The sequence below is a fragment of the Campylobacter sp. BCW_4338 genome (assembly GCF_001763255.1).
Classification (GTDB): Bacteria; Campylobacterota; Campylobacteria; order Campylobacterales; family Campylobacteraceae; genus Campylobacter_D; species Campylobacter_D jejuni.
This window is the reverse complement of sequence record NZ_MJYJ01000034.1, coordinates 34951-54940: the sequence shown is the minus strand read 5'-3', so window position 1 is coordinate 54940 and position 19990 is coordinate 34951. Positions and strand designations below refer to the sequence as shown.

The 19990-nt window shown below is 28.6% G+C and carries 21 protein-coding genes and 2 pseudogenes; 10 read left to right on the top strand and 13 right to left on the bottom strand.

Annotated elements, in window-relative coordinates:
• Positions 1-136: 136 nt before the first annotated feature.
• From AJN69_RS03580 to AJN69_RS03565, 4 genes are read left to right on the top strand one after another with little or no spacing between them, the layout of a single operon-like run.
• Positions 137-367, top strand: coding sequence for a hypothetical protein (locus tag AJN69_RS03580; RefSeq protein WP_002852327.1), 231 nt, complete (start codon positions 137-139; stop codon positions 365-367).
• Positions 357-599, top strand: a complete 243-nt coding sequence (locus tag AJN69_RS03575; protein ID WP_002854947.1) for a hypothetical protein — start codon at positions 357-359, stop codon at positions 597-599. The genes AJN69_RS03580 and AJN69_RS03575 overlap by 11 nt, the downstream gene beginning before the upstream one ends.
• Positions 596-1033, top strand: coding sequence for a prepilin-type N-terminal cleavage/methylation domain-containing protein (locus AJN69_RS03570; protein WP_002852324.1), 438 nt, complete (start codon positions 596-598; stop codon positions 1031-1033). The genes AJN69_RS03575 and AJN69_RS03570 overlap by 4 nt, the downstream gene beginning before the upstream one ends.
• Positions 1015-2868, top strand: coding sequence for a primosomal protein N' (locus tag AJN69_RS03565; RefSeq protein ID WP_002877679.1), 1854 nt, complete (start codon positions 1015-1017; stop codon positions 2866-2868). Before AJN69_RS03570 ends, AJN69_RS03565 begins: the two co-directional genes overlap by 19 nt.
• Here the strand turns inward: AJN69_RS03565 and AJN69_RS03560 are convergent.
• The 8 genes from AJN69_RS03560 to AJN69_RS03530 form a co-directional block, all read right to left on the bottom strand.
• Entirely contained in the window at positions 2861-3619 is a 759-nt protein-coding gene (locus AJN69_RS03560) for a CTP:phosphoglutamine cytidylyltransferase (protein WP_002877674.1), read from the bottom strand. The genes AJN69_RS03565 and AJN69_RS03560 overlap by 8 nt on opposite strands.
• A gap of 1 nt (position 3620) precedes the next feature.
• Complete coding sequence (locus tag AJN69_RS03555; RefSeq protein ID WP_002877673.1) at positions 3621-4223, bottom strand: gamma-glutamyl-CDP-amidate hydrolase; 603 nt, start codon at positions 4221-4223, stop codon at positions 3621-3623.
• Positions 4214-6553, bottom strand: coding sequence for a PEP-utilizing enzyme (locus AJN69_RS03550; RefSeq protein ID WP_002877672.1), 2340 nt, complete (start codon positions 6551-6553; stop codon positions 4214-4216). The genes AJN69_RS03555 and AJN69_RS03550 overlap by 10 nt, the downstream gene beginning before the upstream one ends.
• Before the next feature lie 14 nt (positions 6554-6567).
• A complete protein-coding gene (locus AJN69_RS03545; protein WP_002877671.1) occupies positions 6568-7329 on the bottom strand; it encodes a class I SAM-dependent methyltransferase in 762 nt (253 codons plus the stop codon).
• Between the two features lie 52 nt (positions 7330-7381).
• A complete protein-coding gene (locus AJN69_RS03540) occupies positions 7382-8155 on the bottom strand; it encodes a class I SAM-dependent methyltransferase (protein WP_002877669.1) in 774 nt (257 codons plus the stop codon).
• Positions 8156-8438: 283 nt separating this feature from the next.
• Positions 8439-8606: a hypothetical protein gene (locus AJN69_RS10035; RefSeq protein WP_002877668.1), complete on the bottom strand. Its 168-nt coding sequence runs from the start codon at positions 8604-8606 to the stop codon at positions 8439-8441.
• A gap of 233 nt (positions 8607-8839) precedes the next feature.
• On the bottom strand, positions 8840-9145 hold the full coding sequence (locus tag AJN69_RS10030; RefSeq protein ID WP_002877666.1) for a hypothetical protein: 306 nt from the start codon (positions 9143-9145) through the stop codon (positions 8840-8842).
• A 173-nt stretch (positions 9146-9318) separates the two neighbouring features.
• Positions 9319-9762, bottom strand: a complete 444-nt coding sequence (locus tag AJN69_RS03530; protein ID WP_002877665.1) for a S24 family peptidase — start codon at positions 9760-9762, stop codon at positions 9319-9321.
• Between AJN69_RS03530 and AJN69_RS09645 the strand changes: the two are divergent.
• Positions 9740-9913, top strand: a pseudogene (locus tag AJN69_RS09645) (DNA adenine methylase); the annotation flags it as partial. The gene AJN69_RS03530 and the pseudogene AJN69_RS09645 overlap by 23 nt on opposite strands.
• A 438-nt stretch (positions 9914-10351) precedes the next feature.
• The gene (locus AJN69_RS03520; protein WP_002877662.1) at positions 10352-10903 is read left to right on the top strand and encodes an ImmA/IrrE family metallo-endopeptidase; all 552 of its coding nucleotides are present in this window, start codon (positions 10352-10354) and stop codon (positions 10901-10903) included.
• Here the strand turns inward: AJN69_RS03520 and AJN69_RS03515 are convergent.
• Together AJN69_RS03515 and AJN69_RS03510 are read right to left on the bottom strand one after the other, a co-directional pair.
• Entirely contained in the window at positions 10900-11184 is a 285-nt protein-coding gene (locus AJN69_RS03515) for a hypothetical protein (protein ID WP_002877661.1), read from the bottom strand. The two genes, AJN69_RS03520 and AJN69_RS03515, sit on opposite strands and share 4 nt — an antisense overlap.
• A gap of 59 nt (positions 11185-11243) precedes the next feature.
• On the bottom strand, positions 11244-11873 hold the full coding sequence (locus AJN69_RS03510) for a S24 family peptidase (RefSeq protein WP_002877660.1): 630 nt from the start codon (positions 11871-11873) through the stop codon (positions 11244-11246).
• Between the two features lie 255 nt (positions 11874-12128).
• Between AJN69_RS03510 and AJN69_RS03505 the strand changes: the two genes are divergently transcribed.
• Positions 12129-12683, top strand: coding sequence for a hypothetical protein (locus tag AJN69_RS03505; RefSeq protein ID WP_070287770.1), 555 nt, complete (start codon positions 12129-12131; stop codon positions 12681-12683).
• A gap of 660 nt (positions 12684-13343) precedes the next feature.
• On the opposite strand, the pseudogene AJN69_RS03495 reads toward AJN69_RS03505, so the two are convergent.
• Both AJN69_RS03495 and AJN69_RS03490 read right to left on the bottom strand, forming a co-directional pair.
• Positions 13344-14734 (bottom strand): annotated as a pseudogene (locus tag AJN69_RS03495) (DUF2972 domain-containing protein).
• A 10-nt stretch (positions 14735-14744) separates the two neighbouring features.
• Positions 14745-15269 (bottom strand): adenylyl-sulfate kinase, encoded by a 525-nt coding sequence (locus tag AJN69_RS03490; protein WP_002876965.1) that lies wholly within the window; start codon positions 15267-15269, stop codon positions 14745-14747.
• A 122-nt stretch (positions 15270-15391) separates the two neighbouring features.
• On the opposite strand from AJN69_RS03490, the gene ispG reads away from it, so the two are divergent.
• Positions 15392-16465 carry a flavodoxin-dependent (E)-4-hydroxy-3-methylbut-2-enyl-diphosphate synthase gene (ispG, locus tag AJN69_RS03485; RefSeq protein WP_002854766.1) on the top strand — a complete coding sequence of 358 codons (1074 nt, stop codon included), beginning with the start codon at positions 15392-15394 and terminating at the stop codon, positions 16463-16465.
• Between the two features lie 29 nt (positions 16466-16494).
• On the opposite strand, the gene flgH is transcribed toward ispG, so the two are convergent.
• Entirely contained in the window at positions 16495-17193 is a 699-nt protein-coding gene (gene flgH / locus AJN69_RS03480; protein ID WP_002864738.1) for a flagellar basal body L-ring protein FlgH, read from the bottom strand.
• Positions 17194-17282: 89 nt separating this feature from the next.
• Here flgH and pta point away from each other — a divergent pair, with 89 nt between their 5' ends.
• Positions 17283-18788 carry a phosphate acetyltransferase gene (gene pta, locus AJN69_RS03475; protein ID WP_072238616.1) on the top strand — a complete coding sequence of 502 codons (1506 nt, stop codon included), beginning with the start codon at positions 17283-17285 and terminating at the stop codon, positions 18786-18788.
• Positions 18789-18801: 13 nt separating this feature from the next.
• Entirely contained in the window at positions 18802-19989 is a 1188-nt protein-coding gene (locus AJN69_RS03470) for an acetate kinase (protein WP_070287773.1), read from the top strand.
• The last annotated feature ends 1 nt before the right edge of the window (position 19990 follow it).

Sequence of the window (19990 nt, the reverse complement as noted above, 5' to 3'; positions counted from 1 at the left end):
ATTTTTGAAAAAATTTTAAAAGAAAATGCTTTAATTAAAAATTAATTGACAATAAAAACCTAAATTTAAATTTTTTTCTGCTACAATATCAAATAATATTTTCCATAAATTACAAATTTCTTAAGAAGGCAAAAATATGTTTGATGAAAAAATAATCAATACTATGACAGATAAAGTAAATGAATTAATTGAAAAGTATAACGAAGTTTGCGAAGCCAATGAGGCTTTAAGAAATGAGCTTGTAAGCGTTAAAGCACAAAATGAAGCGAAAAGTAATCAAATCATGCGTTTAGAAGAAGAACTTAAATCTCGCAATATAGAAAGCGAAGATATTTACAAGAAAATAGAGGCTGTTCTTGGCAGATAATCTAAAACAAGTCATTGTTAATGTCAATGCAAAAGATTTCATTGTTAAGTGCAGTGAAGAATTTGCAAATTTTTTAGAAGATGATATCGCTTTGATTTCTGGCGGTACTAAAAAAATAGAACTTAAACGCTTTGTAGATGCGTTTGTTAAAAAAAGTTATGAAAATTATATTTTAGAAAGAGAACTTAAGAAACTAATAAAAGCAATCAATGAAGAACTCCCGACAAAATGAATAAAGCTTTTACTCTGCTTGAGCTTGTTTTTGTGATTTTGATTTTGGGAATTTTATCAAGCTTATCTTTATCTTTTATCAATACTACAAAAGATGAGGTTAAAATTTTAAAATTAAAAATGGACTATGAAATGCTAAGCTCAGCTCTTGCTTTAATGCGTAGTCAAATGAGACTTAAAAATTTAAATTTTCCAGAAATTTTAGATAATGCGCAAAACAATCAAGCCAAAGAAAAACTCTTTTATTGTTTAAATGATTGTGATTATTCTTTGCTTGATACACCTATTTATTCTGATTTTAAATCTTGGATAAAAATAGGTAAAAATCACTATAGATTTGCATTAAACGCCAAAGAGATGGTTGAATTTATTTATGATTCTAAAGAAGGCTTGTTAAAGTGTATAGGAAGTTCTAGATGCAAAGATCTGATATAAGATATTATGAACTTGCAATTTGTGGTTTGTATTTGGATAATTTAACTTTTCATAGTTTTGATGAAATCAAACCTTTAACACAAGTATTAGTGGATTTAAAAACTAAAAAAAACCTTAAAGCTATCGTGCTTAAAGAATGTCAAAAACCTGATTTTAAAACCGTAGAAATTAAAGAAATTACAAAGTATTTTTTAACTCCTTTGCAATTTGAATTGGCAAATTTTATTGTTTATTATTATGCTTCAAAACTTGGTTTTGTTTTGGGCTTTTTTGAAACCAGTCCTAAATATGAATGTCAAAAAATGTTTTTTAAAGATACCCCTAAGCTAAGCAATCAACAACAAAATGCCTTAAGTTTTCTTCAAAAAGAAAATAATTCCTTACTTTTTGCTGATACAGGTAGTGGCAAGACTGAAATTTATATTTCTTTGATAAAAGAGTGTTTAGAACAGGGTAAGCAAGCTTTACTTTTAATGCCAGAAATCGCACTTACTCCACAAATGAAAAAGCGTTTAGAAGTGTATTTTAAGGATAATTTTTTCCTGTGGCATTCTAAAATTTCAAAGAAAAAAAAGCAAGAATATTTAGAGCGTTTTTGCAAGGGAGAAGTACTTTTAGTAGCGGGTGCAAGATCGGCTTTGTTTTTGCCTTTTAGAAATTTAGGACTTATTGTAGTAGATGAAGAACATGATAATTCTTATAAGGCTTCTAATCAGCCTTTTATCAATGCAAGAGATTTAGCGCTTTTTTTGGGTCAAAAAAATAATATTAAAGTGGTTTTAGGTTCTGCAACCCCATCTTTGACGAGTTTTTACAAACAAAAAAGTTTTAGACTAAAAGGAACTTTTTTTGAGAGCAAAAAACATTTTTTATATGATGAAAATGAGCTTGGTATAACGCCTATGCTTTTAAGCGAATTAGAAAAAAGTTTAAAACATCAAAAACAAGCTATAGTGTTTTTACCTACAAGGGCTAATTTTAGGCAAATCATTTGCAAGGATTGCGGAGAAACGATAAAATGTCCTTTTTGTTCTATCGCCATGAGTATGCATAAAAAGAAAAATGTTTTAAAATGTCATTATTGTAATTATACTTCTTTAATAGAGCAAAATTGTCCAAGTTGCAAAGGAGAAATGTTAGAAGCTAGAAAAATGGGGACTGCTGAACTTTTAGAGCTTTTGCAAAATGCTTTGCCTTTAGCAAAAATAGCAAAATTTGATAGCGATGAAATCACAAGCGTTAAAAAGCTTAATACTATTTTAAAAGACTTTAATGAAAATAAGATCGATATACTTATTGGCACCTCTATGCTTGCTAAAGGGCATGATTATCATAGCGTGGATTTGAGTGTGATTTTAGGGCTTGATGAGTATTTGTTGCGTCCTAGTTTTAGAGCGAGTGAAGAAACTTTAGCTTTAGCTATGCAAGTTGCTGGTAGGGCAGGGCGTAAAGGCGAAGCAAGAGTGCTTTTACAAACAAAAAATAGAGCTTTTTTTGAAAGGTATATAGAGGATTATGATGCTTTTTTAAAAGATGAGTTAGAAAATAGAAAAGATCTTTATCCTCCATTTAAACGCCTTTTAAGAGTTCTTATAGAAGATAAAGATCAAAAAAATGCACAAAAACTTTGTGAAAAACTTGCCTATCAATTTAAAAATATCAAACAAGTAGAATTAGTAGGCTATGGAATTTGTGGAGTTGAAATGCTGCATGGAAAATATCGTTTTTATTTATTACTTAGAAGTGAAAATTATAAAGCTTTAGTGGCAATTGAAAATTATATTTTGCAATTTAAAAATGTAAGTGCGGATATTGATCCTATTGATTTTATATGAAATTAATTTTTAAATCACTCATAAAATCAATTTCACACCAATTGCCATCAATTTCCACTGCTTTTGCGTTGTTGTATTTTTCAATCAAAGCCTGCAAAAAACTTGTCATATACATATTTTCAAAATTTTTATTATCATATAAAATATCTCGGTCAAGCATTTCATAAAAAGCAATAACTTCAGAAAGAAATTGATAAGAAAATTTAAAAAGTCCTATATATTGAGCTTCTATCTCATCATAGGCATTAGCTTTTTTTCCAAGTTCTATAATATAACCATTTGTCATCTTTAATGTTTCAGCATCTTCTAAAGGATTTGCAAAGCGTTTGTTCCAAAGCTTACGCCAAGACTTATCAACTACTATAGCAAGTTCTTCTTTGGCATTTATAAGCTTTTGCACGCAATCTTGAAAATAAACAATATCCGCATAAGAAATAATCAAATCTTGTTTTTCTTCGATGCATTTTAATATAAAATCTTTAGCGCAAAAAAAAGTATGAACCATATTGGTTTTATCATATTTTGAATTAATAAAAAAATGCTCAATATCATATTTATTAAGATAATTTTTTAGCACATCGTTTAAATATCCACCCACAACAGCTATTTCATTTATACCTGCTGATTTTAAAGCTTCGATTTCATAATCTATTATTTTTTTATTCTTATACTCAACCATACACTTTGGTTGATCTTTTGTTAAAGGCATCAGCCTTGATCCAAAACCTGCTGCTAAGATAATTGCATTCATATTATTCCTTGATTAAACTAAACCACTCTTTTAAAATTTGAATATTATTAAGCCCATTTTCTCTTTCAATATGCCACATTATACCAAAAATATTTTCATACTTATGTTTAAAAGCTTCTATGGTATTATCTTTTGCTAAGCAAAGTTCTACAAGATCTTCGCCTAATTTTTCAATAGCAAAATTATGAAAAGAATTACTTATAAATTTTTCTTTTGAGAAAAATACTTCATGTTTGCCTATATGATTTTCACAAGGACTTATATGGCTGTTAAAATAATGAGCTATCATCTGAGCTCCTCTGCAAATTCCTAAAAGTGGTATTTTTTCTTTTAAACAAATTTCTATAACTTGCTTTTCATATAAATCTCTCTTTTTAGATAAGACATTAGGACTATAAAAACTTAAATCATTACCACCGCTTAATATCACAGCTTTTATTAGATGTTTATAATGAGAAAAATCTATTTCATAGCTAAGAGGAAGAGGAGTAAAATTTTTAAATAAATCTTTATTAAATAATTTTCCCCAATCCAAAGCCAAACATTCTCTTTCTTCATGATAACTTTCGTTGTAAATAAGCCTTTGAGTAATACCTATAAACAAAATATTTGCTCACTTTCACATTCTATATTTATTTTTTTAGCTTTTAAATATTTTTCAAAATTTTCTTCTCCAACTCCTATAACAGCAGGCATTCCAAGTTCTGAGGCACGAATGGCCATATGTGAATTAGCACCCCCATAACATGTAATAAGTCCTGCTATATTTTTTGTAAATAAATAATCATATCCAGGATCTGCTGCATAAATTAAAACAATCTTTCCTTCTAAATCTTTATCATTTTCCTTCGCCGTAAATGCAGTAATGCTCTTTTGTGTAATAAAATTTGGAATAATACTATGATTATAAAAAGAAAAAATTTCATCGGCATTGCAAAGCAAAGAAGGAAGTTTTATAGCTTGTGTAAGTTCATATTCTTTTTTATTGCGATTAATTTCTTCTACAAACTGCTCTTTTGGATTTATAGAATAAAGACTAGAATAAAGATTTAAAATGCTTTTTATATCAAGATGAGCCAAATCTTCTTTTTCAATACCATAATATTTGCCTAATTCTTCTATATAAACTATAGCCTTAGAAAGCAATCTAGTGAATTCAAATTTAACGAGCTCTCTACCCTCGATAGCCTGCTTTAAAAAATCAAAAAATTCACAAGCATTAATCTCTAGTCCATGTTCTCTAAGTAAAGCATTTAAAGCTTTTGTCTTTTCTTCTGAAAAAACAAAAGCTTTATCTTGCAAATAAACTTTACTATCTTTTTGATCCACATCAAAATAAAGTTCAAAATCTTCATCATATCTTGGAGATAAAATATTATAAGTTCCTGCTCTTAAGTGTCCAAAATCTTTCAAAAATTGATCTTTGTTGTGAAAATTAAGATGGTTTGTTTGTTTACTTAAATTTTTACTCACTGTATTGAGTGAATTTAAAAAATCATCTTTTTCCTCTTTGGTTATAAAATCAATCTCAACTAAAGAATTTAAAAGTTGCATTGCTACAAATGCAGCCCTAGCCACCCCCGCAAAAGGCAGAGTTCCATAACGTTTACATTCTTCAATAAGCCAATAAATTTTATCAATTAAAGAAAAATTAGAATTAATAATGCCATCATATCTTTCTTTTAGCTTATAAGCTTTTTGTATGTCTTTTAAATAAAGCCCTGATCTAGGATTAATAATCTTGTTTGTAAGTTCTAATAATGAAAATTCTAATCTTTTGATTTCATTTTCATTAAAACCATGATTTAAAAGTTCTTCTAATTTTTTAGAACTATTAAAGTCATAACAAGAATAAACAATATTAAATTCAATCTTATCGTGCAATTCATGATTTTTATTAAGCTTATCTAAGTAAAAATTGACAAGTTTTTGCGCGATATTTTCATCTAATTTTTTTGGTATAAAAGAATTAAAAGATAATCTTACATCCACATAAGGAATGCCTAAAAAAGAATGGATTAAAGGATGGGATCTTAAATCTCTATAACCATAATTATCTCTTTGATACGCCCAGATATTATCCGTAATGATTTCTTTATATAAACTAAAAGCTAAACGCTTAGGTCTTAACCCTATGATTTCAGCTGGATTCCAATCAGGCATTACCCCAAAAATGGCTTTATCTCCCAAAACTCTAGATCTTGATTCTTTTAAAGACTCAAAACGTTTATAAAATCTATATAAAGCTTCTTTTGGTAAAGAGTGAAATAAATTATTTTTTTCATGCATAACCAAAGGACGCACTTGCAAGCAAAAAAGTTCTTCCTCATCATCTTGAATAGCAAATGCAAATTCAACATCTAAAAAACAACAGTTATATAAAACTTCTAATTCTTTTATAAGTTCTATAATTTTTTGAAGTCTAATATCTTTAAATTCTAAATAATCTCTGTAATGATAGTAAGTTTTTGCACTCTTACTACTTCCATCTGTAATAGAGCTATTTGAACCATTTTCATCATATTGAAGACAAAAATAAGGGGAAAAATTATCCTTATCAACACTAAAACCAACGCCACAAAGAGTAATATTTTCAAGCATAGGTTGAACTAAAATTTCATCGCTTTTTGATGGCATAGAATTGGCAACTTCATATAAAGCTTTTAATAATTCATCTTTAGAATCAGCTTTAATATTTGCCAAAGAAAGAAAAGCACCTGCATTGGAGTTTTTCATACTATCTTCACTTAAAGAAGAACTTCTTATAATGAGTCTATTAGCCTTTAAAGTTTGAATGTCCTGTAAAACTTTATCTTCATTTGATATTAATTCTTCAAGCGAAGTTAAAACCAAAGATAGAACTTTTGCTTTTTTTAATTTTGTTTGTAAATTTTTTAAATTTTGTGCTTTGGTTTTAAATTTTAACTCCGCCATATTTTTCCTTAGTTTTATATTTTTTTAGCACTCCAACAACGAGTGGTATATTTTATGCTAAATTCCTTAGGAAGTCTTTGAGAAATTTTATCACTAATTTTATTAAAAAGTTCATTTCCTTCATCAGCCTCCAAATCCCAGTAAGGATTTTTAACGCTTTTCCATGCATTAATATAATTTTCAATGCTTTGATGAAAATAAAAATCCTCTTCAATATAAACAATATTATCAAAAAGATCCTTTCGACTCTCTATAATTGGTCTTTGATCTTCTCTTCTTGTTCCCCTTGTATAATTTGGTACAAATTCTACAATAGTATCTTCAGCTATTTTTTGTACAGGATCGTTTAAATCCCTGTGATTCCACATACAAGAAAAATATCCCTCTGATTTTAATAAGCGATGCGCTTCCTCTAAGGCTTCATTTCTATCCATTACATTAAAACTACTACCAAAAGTCACCCAATCAAATTCACTATTTTGAAGTGTTGAGTTTAAACCTGTTGCCCTAACCCAATCAACCTTCTCACCTTTAGTTCTTTCTATCCCGATCTCACGCATCGCATCATTTGGTTCTACAGATACTACCTTACATCCTCTTTCTAAAAGCATAATGCTTAAATTTCCAGTTCCTGCACCGATATCAGCGACTTTAATATCTTTTTTTCCAACTAAACTAATAAGCATATCTATAGTTTTTGGAGCATAATTTGGTCTATAGCTATAAAATTTAGCATGCTTGGTATAATCCCACACTTGTTCTACTAGTTTTTGCATTTTATTTCCTTTTTTTCATCTTTGACAAGCTTGATGAAAAAAAGGAGGTATTTTATGCTTTTCTAGCTGTCCATGCTCTTATTTTATAAGGAATCTCTATACTTTGCATATGAGAAATTTTAGCTTCTATCATCTCTAAAATTTCCTTCCACCTTTTTTCACCTGCTTGTGCTTGTATATCATTTACAGAATGCCAAGCTCCAAGATAACGTTCTTTATCCCAAAACTCTTTATAGTCACACTCCATAAAAAAGCAGTCTGTGAAATCTCCTGTTGAAACAAGAATTTCTTCCCATTTTTTAACATTTTGAGTGCCACTGCTTACACGAGCAAGCTCTGGAACAATATGTTTAATCTCCTTTTCGATTTCATCAAAAACCGAACCCTCTACAATGTGGCGAGGATTCCAAATCGCAGTGAAATACCCCCCCCCTGTCAATATACGATTAAATTCTGGGAGAGATTTTTTAGGATCTGTCCAATGAAAAGAACTAGCCATGATGACCCAATCAGCTTGATTATTGCTCATGCAGGTTTCTTCACCACTTCCTTTGTGCCAAGAAATATTTGATAAATTTTGTGTAAATTTTTGCCCTTCTTCACGCATATTATCGTTTGGTTCCACAGCGCTAATTTGGCATCCAAACATTTCTCCCAACATCTTAGTAAGTTTTCCAGTGCCAGCTCCTACTTCAACAATATTTAAATCTTTTAAATTTTTATTTTTATCATTGATACAAGCTACAAGTTTTTCAAGTAAAAACGGACTATAAGCAGGTCTATTATGATAATGCTTTGCAACCTCTGTAAAATCCCCTTGTTTCATATTGATTCCTTTCTCTAAATTAAAATGCAATTATATCTTTTTTTTATTAATTTACAAATCTTTTGTCGGCGGAAAAATAAAATTTCCATTTGGAAAAATAAAACTTCCATAAAAGTGGAAATTTTATTTTTCTACAAACCTTAAACTTAAAATATAACTTTATTAAAATAAAACTAACAAAAAATTCGTTTATGATGTTCATTTTCTTTAACAATAGTTTTCATATCCAAATAATGCTTTACTATATATTTTGGAATGTTAAAGTCGCAATCAGAGTGTGGCTTTAAATCAAAACGATTAAAAGTTTGTAATTTTTATAATATTCCCTACTGTTAAAAAAACTATGTTCTACTATATTAAAAATTGATGTATCTTCATAAAAATTTGGCGGATAATATATATCTATACTTTCATCATCTTTTAAAAAAGTAAGTATTATATAAAGCTTCATTCAACTCATCACCCCTATGCATTGTTTGCATAGGAAAATAGCTTCCTTCTGGTATTTCATTAAAAAGAAGTCGATATAGTAGCGATAAGCTTTTAAACTTAATTTGCTTTTTATTTGAACGGGGTCCGAAAATTCGTGCAAATATCTCTTCCTAGATCGTATATCTTTTTTAAAATATTCAGGAAGTTCACTTTGTCATTTTAAATATTTGAATATTTGCTCATAAACCTCTTTTAACAATCCAATATCATCACAATCTTTAACTGTATATGCCAATTTTTTTCATACTTGTTAAGCTTTAAAAAATCATTCCAAGTTACTGGAAAACATTTGTATAAAAATTCTTTTCTAACAATCTCTTCATAATTAATTTGGCTAGTTTGAATTAATCCAGCTGTACAAGTTAATTCAACCTCAACATCTTTATTCTCTGGAGTTTTTATGGTAAAAATTTCGCGTGAGGTTATTTGAAATTTATTAAGTTCCAAGTCCTTATTTTGCTCTTTTTCTTTTTTAAAATTTTCATCAATTTTCTGCATTTTTTACCTATGCTCTTCGTTGATTTTTTGCATTTCCTGCTTATATTCATTCCAAATTTCTTTTAGCGGCTTATTTGGTGTTCCTTTTATTTTTCTATATAAATAATTACATAAAAGAAAATAAAGATACTTATTAATATTAGCAACACAATATTCACTTTAATTCCTTTAAATTATATAATAAAACGCAAAACTTTGCCTTGTATAATCAGCTCAACTTGCGAGTCTTTTAAGTCCAAACTATAGCTTTTATAATCCTTATTTACACTAATAATATCTAAAACTTTACTTATTGGATCTAATTGCAAAAGTTTAACCATTAATTGGTTATCAAAATTTAAAATATACAATCCATCTCCTTGATACTTATGCGTTTCTTCAAAAACAACCCAGCTATCAGGTAAAAGCATTGGAACCATAGAATAACCATCAACTTTAATAGCTTTCATATTTTTAGGCGTTGTTTTAAAAAAGGCTTTACTAAGCTCAAGCATTTCACCTGTTTCATATCCTTCGAGCCCAATTAACTCATTGTCACCACTGGTAGAAGCCGAAACATTAAGTTTTGGTATTGAATAAAAATTAGCATCTCGCTGCAAGTTGTTAAAAAATATCAAGGGTAAATTTATGCTTTCTTATAATGATTGTGAGCTTATAAGAGAGCTTTATAAAGATTTTAATATTAAGGAATTAAAAGTAAGGTATTCTTTAAATAATAATGTTTTAAAAAGAAAAGAAAGTAAAGAGCTTTTGATTATGAATTTTTAGCAAGCTAAGAGAGTAAAAATACTCTCTTTAATATTTAATTTTGTAAAAATATGGTAAAGTACCTTTAAAATTAAAAATAATTTAAGGATTTATTATAGAAAACAATTACACCAATTCTGATATTATTACTATTGCAAGTTCTTATCTAACTTATGGAAGTTTAATTGTTGCTATTGCTACTTTCTTAACAGCTGTTATTGCCATAGGGCTTACTATATATTATAACCGTGATAAACAAAGATTAATAAAAGAAACAACTGATGTATTTTTAAATAAAATTATAGAAGATGAGAAATTACGCAATGATTTTATAAATAAAATTCTAAAAAATAGTGAATTTATGGAAGAATTTGAAAGAATGGTCGATTTACATATAAATGATAAAATATCTATATTGACAGATATTGATCAAGAAAAATCACAAATAGGAGGTTTGGAATGACTTATAAAGAAATAAAAGATAAAACCCCTTATGAAATTTTAGATTTATTGGAAATGAAAGAACCACCATTTAATCCGTTTGAAATTGCTCAAAAATTAGGTATAAATGTAGTTAAAGATCTTGACCTTGATAAAATTGACACTGAAGGTCAAATTAGCGTAGATGAAAAAGGTGAACCTATTATTTGGATAAATCCGCTTAAAAATGAAAATAGACAGCGTTTTACATTGGCACATGAATTAGGGCATTTAGCTAATGATATTTTACCTAGCATAGAAAATCCTATTATTGATAGTTATGAAACCCTTTATAGAAGCAATACATATGGTGGAATAGAAACTAGAGCCAATCAATTTGCGGCAAGACTACTTATGCCTCTTCGACAAATAGAAGATTTTATAGCAGAATGCAGAAAAACAACACCTGACTTAAAGGCAGCAGAAGCAATATTACTTATTGCTTCAAAATTCGAAGTTTCAAAGCAAGCTGTTTTTCACAGACTTAAAAATGTAGGTCTGATAAAACAAGATTATACATATCCTTTTTAGAGCAAAGAGGCTAAAAATTCTAAAGCTTCTTTGCTAAAATTTTTATTGCTTTCTTCTAGGTACTCTTTATCTAAAATAGCACCGTATTTTAATAAAAGTAAAATCGCTCCAAAATTATTATGAGTTACTGCATAAAACATAGGCTCTTTACCCATGCATTCTTTAGTAACACTCATACCATTTTTAAGATATTCTAAAACAAGTTCATTGTTATGATTGCAAATTGCGTTTATAAATCTTTTGTTAACACCTTGTCTTATGTCTGCTGATACTCTATCCATCTTTATATCCTTTTGTATTGATGAGACAAGATTAGCTTGGCTTAGCTTATTGTGTGCTGTCATAGTCTTGAAAGTTCTCCAATTACCACACCAATTAGCAAAAAATCTCCATTTTTATAAAATATATCTTCATATAAAGGATTTAAAGAGTGTAAAATCACTCCATCATCTTGTTTTAAAACTTGTTTTATAAAAAGTCCATCTCTAGTATTAATCACACAAATGCTTTTATTCTTAAAAGTTTTATTTCTATCTATTACACAAATTGAACCATCTTTTATTATTGGTTCCATACTCTCTCCGTAACAAGTAATAAACTCACATTCTTTACTTCCAAAAAAGTTTAAAACCTTTTCGTCGATGATTAAATCAGAGCTATCAATCAAATCATTTATACCACCTCCGCCTAAACTTGCATTTGTTTTATAAAGCTTTAAAATTTTATACTTGTTTTCACATTCTAATTGATCTTTTGGGGAACTTCCATAGAAGAAATAATTAATGCTTATATTTCTTTGATTTAAAAAGTTTAGGATTTGTGGATATGGAATGGAGTTTCTAAATTTCATGGAATTAAAAGTATCAGGATGAATTCCTAGTTCTTTGGCTATATCTTTTGTTTTTAAATTACACTTACCTTCACTGGCTAATATATCTTTTAACTTTTCAATCACTTCTTGCATTTGCATTTTAAATCCTTTGATTTTAATTTCAAAGAAATTTAACAAAAAATTACAAAAGGCAATTAAAAACTTTTGTTTTAAAAGGTTAATTTTTTAAGTTAAAATTATAAATTTATAAATAAAAATATACTTAATTTTGTATTAGAAATTAAAGTCAAAGAATAAAGCTTTAACTTTGCAAGGTAATTTTAAAATTGACTAAATTAAAAAAAATTAATATATAATTCTAATGAAATTTAATTATATATTAAAGGGATTTTAATGAAAATATTAAAAAATAAATATTTTATTCTGTGGATGATCGGGTTTTTTGCAATCGTATGTTTATGTTTATATTTTAATTTAGAAGTTAAAATTATTGCATCTGCCATTTCTGCCTATGCGGTGTCAATCTCATTGGTGTTAAATGCTTATTCTATTTTTGAAAAAACAAGAGCGGATAAATTTAATTTAACAATGCAGTTATTATCTAAATGGGATGAAAAACATTTTATAGAGGCAAGAGATTATACAAGAGAGCAACAAAATATAAAAGAAAAAAAAGGAAATGAAGAAATATTAAAAGAAATTAAAGAAAAACCAGAATTAAAAAGATCAATTATAATGATGATGAATTATTTTGAAACACTTCAAACTTTTATTGAAAATAATAGGATAGATGAAGGTATTATAATGGAGCATTTTGCACATATGTTAAAAGATATCTTGGAAAGGTATGATTGTTACTTAAATAGCGATGATTTCAAAAAAAATAATCCCTTGGGGCTTAAAAAACTTATAAAATTAAAAAATAGATGCAATACCTATATATCATAATTTAATTTAAAAAATAATGTAGCTATATTTACAAACCTAAAACTAAATATAGCTATATATTTCTATAAAAGTTAATCACTCTTTATATTTATCTTTTAAAAAACATTATAATTGGCAAAAGTTATCATCAAAGTTAAAAAATAAAATCAAAAATAAAAATAATTTTTAAATAAATTGAAGTAATCTTAGTCTATTATAAGATTATAAAAACCAACTAAATGTTTAAGTTTTCTATGTAACTATCCTCCAAACCTTAAAGCTATAGATAGTTACATACTATTTTTATATAAAAAGTGGTTAAAGTATGATTATATAGTGTTTTATAGAGATAGTTACAAGGTTAAAAAATATAAGAATATTTTAAGCAAAAATGTAACTATCCTAGAGAGTAAAAAACACTTTTGGGATATAAAATTTAAAATCAAAGCTCGTATTTATCCGCCTTTTAAACAGCATTTAATCAGTTTTTTTGGGATAAAACAGACATTTTGGGATTTTTGGGATATTTGGGATTTTTTACACTTTAAACTAGGAAAGATAAAAAGTCATTTTTGTAAGCTTTAAAATCCTATTATTTGGTATTTTTTGCTAAAATTATTTAGGGATAGTTACATACTCTTTTTAAAATACCCCTTACATCTTTTCCCTGAATATTGTCATCTAACTCTTGACGCATTTTTCAAATTCTTTATAGTATGTCCAAGAGTTAATTATATTGGGAAATTTTTGCTTTAAATGATTTAGATCATTTTCAAAAATATTAAAAAAAGTGTAAACAAGTGATTTATTTTTTATAAAATAATCTATTACATCTTTTTCTTTCATCATTTTTGATTCTGTTTCATCTATGGTTATTTTAATTTGATATAAAAAATCATACAAATAATGTTTAATTGTTGAAAATAAAAGATTGTTTTGTTCTAATTGTTTAAAATCATTTTTATCAATATATACACCCATATCATTACATAGATCGTTTTTTATAATTTCTTGTATTATGTCTATTTTTTCATGATTGATATGTTTTCTGTCTAAAATTATGGGAATGCTAGAAGTTTTATCAATATTGAAATTTTTATTATTTTTAGGAGTATTAAGATAAAAGGTGTTATTAATATCTTTAGAATTTGCATAGAGTGTGATAGGAAAAAGATAGCGAATATAACCTCTAAATTCTTTAATTTTAAATAAATCTAATTTATCTTTATGGGGGGGGTAAAATTAAAATTTATAGCAAGTAAATTCATGGTATCGAAGGCCTTTGATTGGCGGATTTCTTCCATATCAAGATAGTATACATTGTCTTTGTTAAAATATTTTAATAAATAAGAGATGATAAAAACTCCTTGTTGTAGTTCGTTTATATCGATTTTAATTTTATGATTTTGATGAGTAAGATAGTCAATATAATAACGCCAATCATAAGTTAGATTAAATTCAGAGGGATAGTTTCTTAAAACTTTACTCCAATCTCTTCCCCAGTTATGCTTTAAAATTCCTATTGGATCGCGAACTCCGCAAATAATTTTAGAGTTAAAATCCAATAAAGATAGATATTTATCAAAATAAGGTAGATTAATTTCTGATATATTAATAGCATATTGAGTAATCGTATTGTCATTTAGACACATGTAATTAAGACAATATCTTTCTTTGGCATCAGGTGGTAAAACCCAGGAGGCAAAACAAGTTACATCGCAACATTGATTAAGGTATCTTAAAAATGCTGCTGCTCCAACGCCATGTGGAGAAATATAGATAAATTTATAGTGTTTAGGTAGGGGTAAATTTAAATCCCAAGCTAATTCTGCACAATGTCGACTAGCATCTATTTCTATAAAATTAGGATTGATTAAAGGTGGATAAGGATGTTTTATTGATAAATATCTATTCTTAAATTCGCTAGAATTGAGCCAAGTGCAAATTGTTTCAATATTTTTCAAAACAAAGGTAAAAAATTTTTCATTATTCGAATTTTTTAAAGCTTGTAAAAGAATTTGAGCTAGGGTTGGAGTTAGGTTATTTTTTATATAGAGTAAAAGATTTTGCATGCTTTTTTCTTTATTTTTTTTCTTTTAGAGCTGTTAAGATGTAGGAAATTTTATTGTCAAGTTCTGTCATATAAGTATTATCAATTATTAAATTAGATTTTGGTTCATCAAAATCAATATCCATTCCCACAACATTTGAAATTTCACCTTTTAAGTTTTTGCTATATAAGTTTTTTTTATCACGTTTTTTTAATTCTTCAAAATCGCATTTTATGTAAATTTCAAAGTAATTTTTTAAAGTTTTTTTATTGTGTTCGTAAATTTCATTCCACATGGAAATAGCGCTTACGATAACTAGCATATTTTGAGAACTGAGAAAATGTGCAAATTTAGAACGCTTTATTGACATATCGATACGACTTTGTTTATCATATCCATAATGCTCTAAAAGATCTCTCAGTTCATCGCCATCAAGATAAATAATATTATTGTATTTTTCTTTTAATTTTTTGTATAATGCTTCTGCAATATAACTTTTGCCACTTCCTGCTAGTCCTGTAATCCAAATAACTCCACCATTTTTAAAAAAATCCATAGATAACCTCCTTTTTTGTTTAGTATAAATGTAAAAATTTTTCCTATATTATCAAAAATAAACTTTAATTAAAGCAATAAAAAGTTAAAATTTGATATTAAAATTTTTCAAAGAGTGAAGTTATGGAGTATAAAAGATTTAAAACCAGACAAATCAAAGTAGGAAATGTTTTAATAGGCGGTGATGCACCTATTTCAGTTCAATCTATGCTTTTTACTAAAACAAGAGATATAGAAGGTTCTTTAGAACAAATCAATCGTCTTTATTTTGCAGGAGCAAACATAGTGCGTTTGGCGTGCTTGGATATGGCTGATGCAAGGGCTTTAAAAGAGATTAAAGCTAAAAGTCCTCTACCTTTAATCGTAGATATTCATTTTAATCATAATTTGGCTGTATATTGTGCTGAATTTATCGATGGAGTGCGTATAAATCCTGGCAATATAGGTTCTAAAGAAAATATCAAAGAAGTGGTAAAAGCATGTAAAGAACGGGGTATCCCTATACGTATCGGTGTAAATCACGGCTCCATAGAAAAACAATTTAGTGATAAATTTGGCTATGGTGTCGATGCTATGCTAGAAAGTGCGATGTATAATATCAAGCTTTTAGAGGATTTAGACTTTTTTGATATTAAAATTTCCATGAAGACTTCAGATGCTCAAAAAACTATAGAAGCTTATGAGAGATTAAGACCGCTTTGTGATTATCCTTTTCACTTAGGGGTAACTGAAGCAGGAACTAAATTTCATAGCACTGTAAAAAGTTCTATAGCTTTAGGAAATTTACTTCTTAAAGGTATAGGCGATACTATGCGTGTTTCTATGACGGGTGAGCTTGAAGAGGAAATTCGTGTAGCAAGAGCGATTTTGCAAGATAGTGGAGTGCAAAAAAGCGGAGTAAATATCATCTCATGTCCAACTTGCGGTAGGATTCAAAGTGATTTGTTAAGCGCGATTAAAATCGTAGAAGAAAAAACCAAGCATATAAAAGAACCTTTAAATATCAGTGTTATGGGTTGTGTAGTAAATGCTTTAGGTGAAGCTAAGGGCGCTGATGTGGCTATAGCCTTTGGGAAAAATCAAGGACTTGTTATAAGACATGGTGAAGTTGTAGCTAAATTAAAAGAAAGTGAACTTGTAGATAGATTTTTAGCTGAAGTTGAAGATGAGGTTAAAAGTAGGGCTGTAAAAGAATAAAAGCCAAGAAGCAAGGTTTAACCTTGCTTTTAGAATGGCCATATCGCTTCTATAACTTTGCTACCCCAAGGTTTTCTTGTGCTTCTATCCACTTCACCTTCTGTTTTATAAAGAATTTTAGCATCTGCTATATATTTACTATCTATAGTATTGTCTTGACCGATGTCATAAGGACGAATAACACCGCTTAATTGTATGATTTGTTTCTCTCCGTTGATTAAAAGCTCTCTTGAGCCTTCGATAAAATAATTACCATTTGATAAAATTTTAATTACACGCGTTGAAATTGTAGTATTGAAACTTTCATTTCTGCTTTGTGAGCCTGTTCCTGTGTAGTTGTTTGAACTATTGGTTTGAAAGCCTATATTAGAATAAGCATTGACTTTATTAAGAGCATTAGCTACCACTCCTGAACTTCCTGTTAAAGCACCTCCGCCTAAATTTGAGGTATTAGTTCTACTTGTTGCTTTATTAGCTTGTGTGCTTTGAGTGGTACTTTCTTGTATAACAACTGTAACTAAATCATTTACATTCATAGCTTTTTTATCTGAAAATAAAGGATTATCCCCTTTGCCAAAAAGCGATCCTGGTGCACTTTCTACATTATTACTTTGTTTTGGTGCAAGTTCTTCTACATAAGCAGGTGGTTTCATTGAAATTTGCGGATCAACCGTTGCAGAACAACCAAAAAACGCAAACGGTAACACATAAAATAAAACTTTTTTCATTTTCGTCCTTTAAAATATGAATTTTTATTTTTCTTTGTTAAAATTAGAAAAAGCAAAGAGTGTTCCACATTTATAAATTCAAGGAGAAAATGATGGCAAATCTTTATTTGATGAGATCTAGAAGTGATGAGTTAAATACTATTATTAGTACAAATTTGCTTAAAAATTATAGCAAAATTTACAAAAATATCGCAATTTATTGCCCTGTAATATACATACATCGCGTCCCTGTTTTGCAAGGTTGGTTGGAAGAATTTAATATCAATCAAACTGTAAAAAGCGCTTATGGTTTTACCTTTAGAGAAGCAATGGAGGAATTTAGCAAAGATCCTCATAATTTTTTTAATGTTATTTTAGAAGAATACGAAGAGTTAAAACGCAAATACGATTTTGTGCTTGTAAATAGCTTTTGCGAATTTGGAATACTTGATGGATTTGATCTTAGTATAAAATTGGCTAAAAATCTTAATACCCCTATCGCTGCTATTATTAACGATGAGGATAAACTTATAGCTCAAAAATATTTCGATCATGCCCTAGATGGTCGTAATTATGTTTTGATTAATGAAAATTTTAATTTTGAGGAAGTGCAAAAGCTTGAAGAGTATGATTTTATAACTCCACATCGTTTTAAATATGAATTGATTAAACAAAGCGTAAAAAATAAAAAAACTGTTGTTTTGCCAGAAAGTAATGATGAGAGAATTTTAAAAGCTGCTGAAATTTTATTAAAAAGTAAAGTTGTTGATCTTATTTTATTAGGTGATGAGGAAAAAATCAAACAAGATGCTGCTAGATTAAGTCTTGATTTAAGTACTATACAAATTATGAATCCGCTCAATTCAGAATATAATCAAGAATTTACTTCCATTCTTTATGAGGCAAGAAAATCTAAAGGAATGAGTTTAGAAGAGGCTAAGATGCTAGTTCAGGATAAAACTTATTTTGGAACTTTGCTTATACATACTGGAAAAGCTGATGCTATGGTTAGTGGAGCATCAACTACTACGGCTGAAACGATTCGCCCTGCATTGCAGCTTATTAAAACCAAAGAAGGTATTAGTTCTGTTTCGGGAATTTTCTTTATGGGGCTTGAAGATCAAGTTTTAGCTTTTGCTGATTGTGCTGTAAATCCAAGTCCAACTGCTGAACAGCTTGCAACTAGTGCTTATGTAAGTGCTATGACTGCTAAATCTTTTGGACTTGAACCAAGAATAGCTTTGCTTTCTTATTCTAGTGGTGATAGCGGTAAGGGAGAAAGCGTAGATCTTGTAAAAGAAGCATTAAAGATTGCTAAAGAAAAATACCCTGAGTTAAATATAGATGGTCCTATGCAGTTTGATTGCGCTTATGATCCAAAGACTGCAGCAAAGAAAATGCCAAATTCTAAGATAGCAGGCCATGCAAATGTATATATTTTTCCTGATCTTAATGCAGCAAATATTTGTTACAAAGCAGTTCAAAGAACTGCTAATGCTTTAGCAATCGGTCCTATTTTGCAAGGTCTTAAAAAACCTGTTAATGATTTAAGTCGTGGATGTTTGGTAGATGATATTGTAGATACTGTTATTTTAAGTGCTATACAAGCTCAATAGAAAGGAATAATAAATGAAAATTTTAGTTTTAAATTCAGGTTCTTCATCGATTAAATTTAAATTTTTTGATAATAAAGTCGTTAAAGCGAGTGGTTTAGTAGAGAAAATCGGAGAGCAAAATTCAAAAGTTATATTAAAAAATGTTTTAAATAATGAAAGTTTTGAAAGAGAATTAATGATAAATAATCACGAAGAAGGACTTAGTATAGTCAATGAGCTTTTTAAAGAATCAGGAATTTTAGCGGATTTAAATGCTCTTGATGGCTGTGGTCATCGTATAGTTCACGGGGGAAGAAATTTAAGTGAGCATTGTTTAGTAGATGACTATGTTCTTAAAGAGATAGATAGGGTTAGTATTTTTGCTCCTTTGCATAATCCTGCCCATTTAGCAGGTATAAAAACAATGATTAAAGCTGCACCTAGTGTTGCAAATGTGGCTATTTTCGATACAGCTTTTCATCGTACTATGCCTGATTTTGCTTATATGTATGCTTTGCCTTATGATTTTTATGATAAGCATAATATTAGAAGATATGGTTTTCATGGGACTTCTCATGCTTTTGTCAGTTCTAGAGCGGCAAGTTTGCTTGAAAAAGATAAAAGTGAACTAAATGTTATCTCTGCTCATCTTGGAAATGGCGCAAGTGTATGTGCTATAGAAAAAGGTAAGAGTGTAGATACTTCTATGGGCTTTACTCCACTTGAAGGACTTATTATGGGAACGCGTTGTGGAGATTTAGACCCTGCTATTTTACCTTTTATAAGTCATATCAAAGGTTTAACTATAGAAGAAATAGATACACTGATGAATAAAAAAAGTGGAGTATATGGAATTTGCGGTTATAATGATTTTAGAGATATAGAAAGAGAGATAGAACAAGGTAATGATAAAGCACGCTTGGCTCTTGATATGTTTTGTTATCGTCTTGTTAAATATATAGGATCCTACTTTGCCGTGTTGCCAAAAACCGATGCTATTATTTTTACAGGTGGTATAGGAGAAAATGATAGTTTGGTTCGACAAAAAGTATGTGAGAGATTAGCTCATCTTGGTATCGAGTTAGATTTTGAACTTAACAAACAAAGGATTTCGGGCGAAAGAATGATAAATCATGCAAATTCTAAAGTTAAAGTGCTTGTTATTCCTACAGATGAAGAATTAGAAATCGCTAGAATTACAGAAGAATTAATAAGCAATTGAA